We start from the raw sequence: 5,782 nt of genomic DNA, 5'->3' as shown, positions 1-5,782 counted from the left end.
GTATATGATAGAATAAGAATGTGGAGAAAACCGTTGAATCAAGGCACTCCAATCCCCGTTACTCGATGTAGGGAGTTGGTTGCAGGAAACGTTGCAACCGTAAAACATCGAGCGTACATCCGTCTGTTGTGCGTGGAAGTCAAGTACTGCCTACAGACATGCCGAGCCACTCGGTAGCGATATAGGCATGACCTATGTCGTTGGGTAGTCGTCAACCTGCCCCTGATGCAACCCCAAGTCAAGGAGGGAGGACGAAGTCCGTTCGCACTTCTGGGGAGTTGCAAGCCCCCGCTTCAAGCGTTAGCTAAGTGGGGGTAGTTGACAGCGGTCCAGACCTAAGCGACAAAATCGCTTAGGTCATTCTTGTTTTTCGCTCTAAATTTCTGTTCTATTTGCCATTATGACGCAAGATGATTAGATAGAGACGCTTTCCGATGTGTGCGGATTGCCCACCATATCGAAACAGCCCAGCCAAATATGATGATTGCGTAAATCGTTGCATACCAGTTTCCAGGAGTTTCCCATGCATGAAGCAAGGTGCGAACGTTTATGAGAATGATGAATCCTCCAACCAAAACCCCGAGCAAATGGGATGGCATCTTGCGGACAAGCCATGCGGCGATTGGCGCAGCGATGATTCCCCCTAACATAAGCGTTCCTACCCAAAACCAATTGAATTGTTCCCAGCCTAACGAAATGACAAATCCAATGGTAGCAGATAAAGCAACAGCAAATTCCGATGTATCAACTGTTCCCACCACTTTTCTTGCTTCCATTCCTTTATTCGCAAGAAGAACAGGGGTGGAAATCGGGCCCCATCCTCCTCCGCCAGTGGCATCAAGAAAACCGGCCACTAAACCAAGAGGAACAAGCTGCTTATTCGAAAATTTTCGCGGCGGTTGCTGATCCTGTCTAGGAGAAAGAAACAAAAAACGATACATAATATAAAACCCAAGCGCCAACAAAAATAGTGAAATATATGGTTTAATGAAATCTCCTGGAAGATTGCTTAAAAAGCAGGCGCCGACAAACGCGCCAAGCGATCCGGGAATAATTAATTTGATCACCATGTCGCGGTCGACATTTCCAAATTTAATATGAGATACGCCTGAAGCTGCGGTTGTGACCACTTCCGCTAAATGCACCGAGGCGGAAGCGACCGCCGGAGCAATCCCGAACGCAAGCAACAGCGTTGTTGATGTAACCCCATACCCCATTCCGAGCGAACCGTCGATGAGCTGAGCGATAAACCCAACAATCACAAACACGATTAACTTTTTCATTTTATTCCCTCCACCCAAAATAATCGAAATATTTTCATTAATCTATATATTAATACCAAGTAATCATAGTTGTCAACTATGAATTATAAAAAAATAAAACGGAGTTCAAACTTATCATTTGAACTCCGTTTTGTCTAAGTGTAAACCAACGGAATTTGACATGTGATCATCTCCCCAAGAGTCGTTTGATGGGCAACAGGTTTATGAGCTTTATTCTTTGCGGTGGCAAATTGAATTGCTGTTTAAAGCGTGGAAGTCCGTTTTTGATTTGGAGAAAGTGAAAAAGATGAAGAAAGAACGGTTCGAATGCCATGTATATGGGACGTTGATTGCCATTTTGGCGACTCAGACCTTTCTGTTTCAAGCTCGAACGTATTGGCAACAAACAGAAGGGATTCAAATCAGCGAACGGAAAGCACTAGATGTTCTCCAATCCTATTGGCAACAACTGCTTTTGCGCCTATCCAAGGAAGAAATCAGCCTTTCTTCTCTCCTCCTTCTATTGAGAAAACATGGAAGAAAGGATCGAAGGAAAGGAAAAGAAACGGCATCGGATCTCTTGGTTAAATTAGGTATTTATTGATTAGATTCATAAAAACGCCAAATAACCCTCTCCAAGAGGGTTATTTGGCATGCCTAAAACATGTGGTATTCTTTTTCTTCAGCTAATGATCACAAACATTGCGTATGGACACAACGACCCTTAACACTAAACTTGACGGGTATGGGATGCTCCCTCGCCTTTGTTCATCCTGTCAATATATCGCCATTTGGATAACGAATATTTGTTTTTTTCGGCTTCGCAATCGAATAAACAAGCGTCAACGGACCTAATTTTCCAAACAACATGACGACAATGATAAGCAATTTACCAACTGACGATAAATGCGGTGTCATATTCATGGAGAGCCCTACTGTGCCAAACGCAGACACGACTTCAAATAAGAGCGCAAGGACCGATGCATCCTCTGTAAGCGTCAAAGCTAGCGTCACAACAAAAATAAACAACATGCTCATCGATGCAATCGCTAACGCACGCAAAATGATTGTATGACGAATGGTACGCTGCCAAATGACCGTTTCTTCTTTCCCTTTTAAAAAGCTCACCACCGCAAAAACGATCACCGCAAATGTCGTCAGTTTAATTCCTCCACCTGTCGATGTACTTCCTGCCCCAACAAACATAAGGAAAATCATAAGCATCGCTGTCGGTTGTTCTAGTGAGCCAATATCAATCGTATTAAATCCTGCCGTTCTTGGTGTAATGCCTTGAAAGTACGCGGCCCAAAGCTGTTCACGAAGCGAAAGTGAACCGAGCGTTTTCGGATTATGTTGTTCAAAGAAAAATACGGCAACAATGGCTACAACATTCACAACAAGCGTCATCACTAACATGAGTTTCGTATGAATGGACAATTTTCTCCAACGGCGTTGATATAACACGTCAAATACGACTGTAAATCCAAGACCACCGATAATAATTAAAGAAGTGACAGTCATGTTCACGATCGGATCACCGACAAACTGGGATAAATTATCAGGCCATAACGCAAACCCAGCATTATTAAATGACGCGATCGTGTGAAAAAGACTGTAGTAAAGCCCTTTCGTCCAACCCATTTTCGGAACCCAATCGATAGCCAACAATGCCACGCCAACGAGCTCCATAAATAAGGAAAACAACAGCACGTTACGTGCTAGCCGGATGACGCCCCCAAGTGACGGTTGATTCAACGCTTCTTGCATCAACATGCGCTGCTTCATCCCAATTTTTTTGCCAAGGACGATGACGACAAGCACCGCAAATGTCATAATTCCAAGTCCACCAACTTGGATAAGCACCATTAAAACAATTTCTCCAAATAAGGTAAATGTAGATCCTGGATCAATCGGTGCTAATCCCGTTACAGTTGCTGCGGACGTCGACAAAAATAATGCGTCAAGCCAGCTAATTTCCCGTTCTGTCGCAATCGGCAGCTTCAACAACACTCCACCGACAACGACGAGAAAAAGAAACATAAGTGCTAACAACTGCGGTGGGTTGAGTTTTAACGGTTTTGTCATTCCTTTTCGCACGACTCATCCTTCTTTCACGTCATGTTTTTATATTTCACGATTATATATCATTTTCTTCATTAAACGAAGAAGGAAAAAGAAAATAAAGTGTCCAAACACGAACAAGTTTTCTAATGCATATACATACATAAGCAACAAATGACCACCTGTGAGGTGAACGAACATGGGCACGATTTTTTCTGCGCTTGCTTTGTTTGTAAAAGAGCTCGTCTTTTTAGTTTCTTATGTAAAAAATAATGCCTTTCCACAACCGCTTGATGCAAAAGAGGAAGCGATGTATTTGAAACAGATGGCGAAAGGAGATGAACATGCTCGAAATAAGCTGATCGAACATAATTTACGTCTCGTTGCTCACATCGTGAAAAAGTTTGAAAACACGGGAGAAGATCCAGAAGATTTAATTTCAATTGGCACAATCGGCTTAATTAAAGCAATTGAAAGCTATTCAACAGGAAAAGGAACAAAACTAGCGACATATGCTGCTCGTTGTATCGAGAATGAAATACTTATGCATTTGCGTTCGCTAAAAAAGACGAGAAAAGACGTTTCATTACATGACCCGATCGGGCAAGATCGCGATGGAAACGAAATTAGTTTATTGGATGTATTAAAATCGGAAGATGAAGACATTATCGATATGATCGAAAAAAGTAATGAGCTCGAAAATATTGCTCAACATTTACACATTCTCGATGAACGTGAACGTCAAGTCATTATTAGCCGCTTCGGCCTAAACATGCAACCGGAACGCACCCAGCGTGAAATCGCAAAAGAACTCGGCATCTCCCGCAGCTACGTTTCACGCATTGAAAAACGGGCGTTAATGAAGCTATATCACGAATGTTATAAACACGAGAAAGGGAAAAAAGAATCATAATAAAACAGGTGTCCTGCCAACCCAGGACACCTGTTTTTATACACGAACTTGTCGTTTATGACGCATTCGTTTTTCGATGTAGTAAACTGGAACAATCACAACTGTTCAAAATGTGAAGTGTCCCAAAATAACAAGCAACGGATGGCTGTTTCCATGATGTTCTTCATGTGGTCTTTCACGAAATTTTCCGGGTGGTGGAAATGTTTCGCTCGCTTGTGCTACTTTTTGCTCAAACTTCGGCTTAAACGCCTCATTAGGCTTTACATTGGTTGCTAGCCACTGCATACTTCCTATAAATAACGCAAGAATAAGGACAGAAGTCACAATCGCCTTTTTGTTCCAATTTCCTTCTTTTGTTTTCAACATTTTCCGAAACACGCCCATAATCCATTGCCAATGCAATGCGATATGCACCCCAACAAGCAAAAGCGTCAATTTCGCAAACACATCATGTATCTCACGCAACGCATGATTTTCGCCACTAAGAAGATGTGGAAACACAACTTTCGAAATCAGAATACCTGTCACAATAATCCCCGTCATCGAAAGAAGCAATAATACATTTAGCAAAAAACTAAATCTCGTTTTCCCCGAAAGCGAACGATCGAATATTTTTTTCACCGTATGGACAACCCATTGATAGTTTAATCCAATATGCACAAGCACAGCGACACCAATCACTAATCCCGCCACTTCATGAAACAGTAAGCCATTAAACACCCGCGGATTCATTAACAACACAAACGTAATCGCCAACGATACATCTAATATGATTTTTACAATATTTTTCCTCAACACATATCCCCCCGCATTCACATATCATTTACCGTATACCGTAAATGTACTAGCCGATGGTGAAAATTAAGTGAAAGGGGGAAGTTTTTGTACAAATAAAACCTATCTATGTGGGAGTATCGACTTTACATCCCACTACGTTCAAATAAAACTTAAAGGACGATTCTCATTACGCTCCCAAGCGGAGACTTTACATCCCACTACGTTCAAATAAAACCCGTTGTTTCCATGATGTGATGATAGAAAATGGATCCTTTACATCCCACTACGTTCAAATAAAACCAAACGCACAGCATAAAGAAGAAAAAGGGCAACCGAACTTTACATCCCACTACGTTCAAATAAAACCAAACGCACAGCATAAAGAAGAAAAAGAGCAACCGAACTTTACATCCCACTACGTTCAAATAAAACTTCTGTCGGCATTTCTACCGTTTGTGTCATGCGCAGTTGCCTTTACATCCCACTACGTTCAAATAAAACTCATGACAATAGAACAGTATACGGGGACGATTGGCAGCTTTACATCCCACTACGTTCAAATAAAACGTGACACCAAGCAGCATCTGAATTTTCTCAGCTCCCTTTACATCCCACTACGTTCAAATAAAACAGAAAAACGAAGATGATATTACACCGCATGTTGGCGCCTTTACATCCCACTACGTTCAAATAAAACATCACCTCGCTTTTGTGAGTAGCATAACCAAAAACGAACTTTACATCCCACTACGTTCAAATAAAACTATTT

Annotated in this window: 5 protein-coding genes and 1 CRISPR repeat array; of the genes, 2 read left to right on the top strand and 3 right to left on the bottom strand. The window is 41.8% G+C overall.

Annotated elements, in window-relative coordinates; translation table 11 throughout:
- Positions 1-398 precede the first annotated feature (398 nt).
- Positions 399-1,283 (bottom strand): sulfite exporter TauE/SafE family protein, encoded by an 885-nt coding sequence (locus BM213_RS13945; protein WP_091705132.1) that lies wholly within the window; start codon positions 1,281-1,283, stop codon positions 399-401.
- Between the two features lie 217 nt (positions 1,284-1,500).
- On the opposite strand from BM213_RS13945, the gene BM213_RS13940 reads away from it, so the two are divergent.
- A complete protein-coding gene (locus BM213_RS13940; protein ID WP_318274889.1) occupies positions 1,501-1,866 on the top strand; it encodes a transposase in 366 nt (121 codons plus the stop codon).
- Between the two features lie 164 nt (positions 1,867-2,030).
- Here the strand turns inward: BM213_RS13940 and BM213_RS13935 are convergent, their stop codons facing one another.
- Positions 2,031-3,347, bottom strand: coding sequence for a TrkH family potassium uptake protein (locus BM213_RS13935; RefSeq protein ID WP_167357424.1), 1,317 nt, complete (start codon positions 3,345-3,347; stop codon positions 2,031-2,033).
- A 175-nt stretch (positions 3,348-3,522) separates the two neighbouring features.
- On the opposite strand from BM213_RS13935, the gene sigK reads away from it, so the two are divergent.
- Positions 3,523-4,236: an RNA polymerase sporulation sigma factor SigK gene (gene sigK, locus BM213_RS13930; protein WP_091705127.1), complete on the top strand. Its 714-nt coding sequence runs from the start codon at positions 3,523-3,525 to the stop codon at positions 4,234-4,236.
- A gap of 105 nt (positions 4,237-4,341) precedes the next feature.
- Here sigK and BM213_RS13925 read toward each other — a convergent pair whose 3' ends face one another.
- Positions 4,342-5,031 carry a DUF4405 domain-containing protein gene (locus tag BM213_RS13925; protein WP_244149311.1) on the bottom strand — a complete coding sequence of 230 codons (690 nt, stop codon included), beginning with the start codon at positions 5,029-5,031 and terminating at the stop codon, positions 4,342-4,344.
- A 123-nt stretch (positions 5,032-5,154) separates the two neighbouring features.
- A CRISPR array of direct repeats spans positions 5,155-5,777; the repeat unit is 29 nt; unit sequence CTTTACATCCCACTACGTTCAAATAAAAC.
- Positions 5,778-5,782 lie beyond the last annotated feature (5 nt).

The sequence above is a fragment of the Anoxybacillus pushchinoensis genome, from assembly GCF_900111795.1.
Classification (GTDB): Bacteria; Bacillota; Bacilli; order Bacillales; family Anoxybacillaceae; genus Anoxybacillus; species Anoxybacillus pushchinoensis.
This window is presented reverse-complemented; position numbering and strand designations above follow the sequence as displayed.

Bases quoted from the DNA above. Each gene is read 5' to 3' on its own strand.
- BM213_RS13935 (WP_167357424.1), bottom strand. From the start codon at position 3,347: ATGACAAAACCGTTAAAACTCAACCCACCGCAGTTGTTAGCACTTATG.
- BM213_RS13945 (WP_091705132.1), bottom strand. From the start codon at position 1,283: ATGAAAAAGTTAATCGTGTTTGTGATTGTTGGGTTTATCGCTCAGCTC.
- sigK (WP_091705127.1), top strand. From the start codon at position 3,523: ATGGGCACGATTTTTTCTGCGCTTGCTTTGTTTGTAAAAGAGCTCGTC.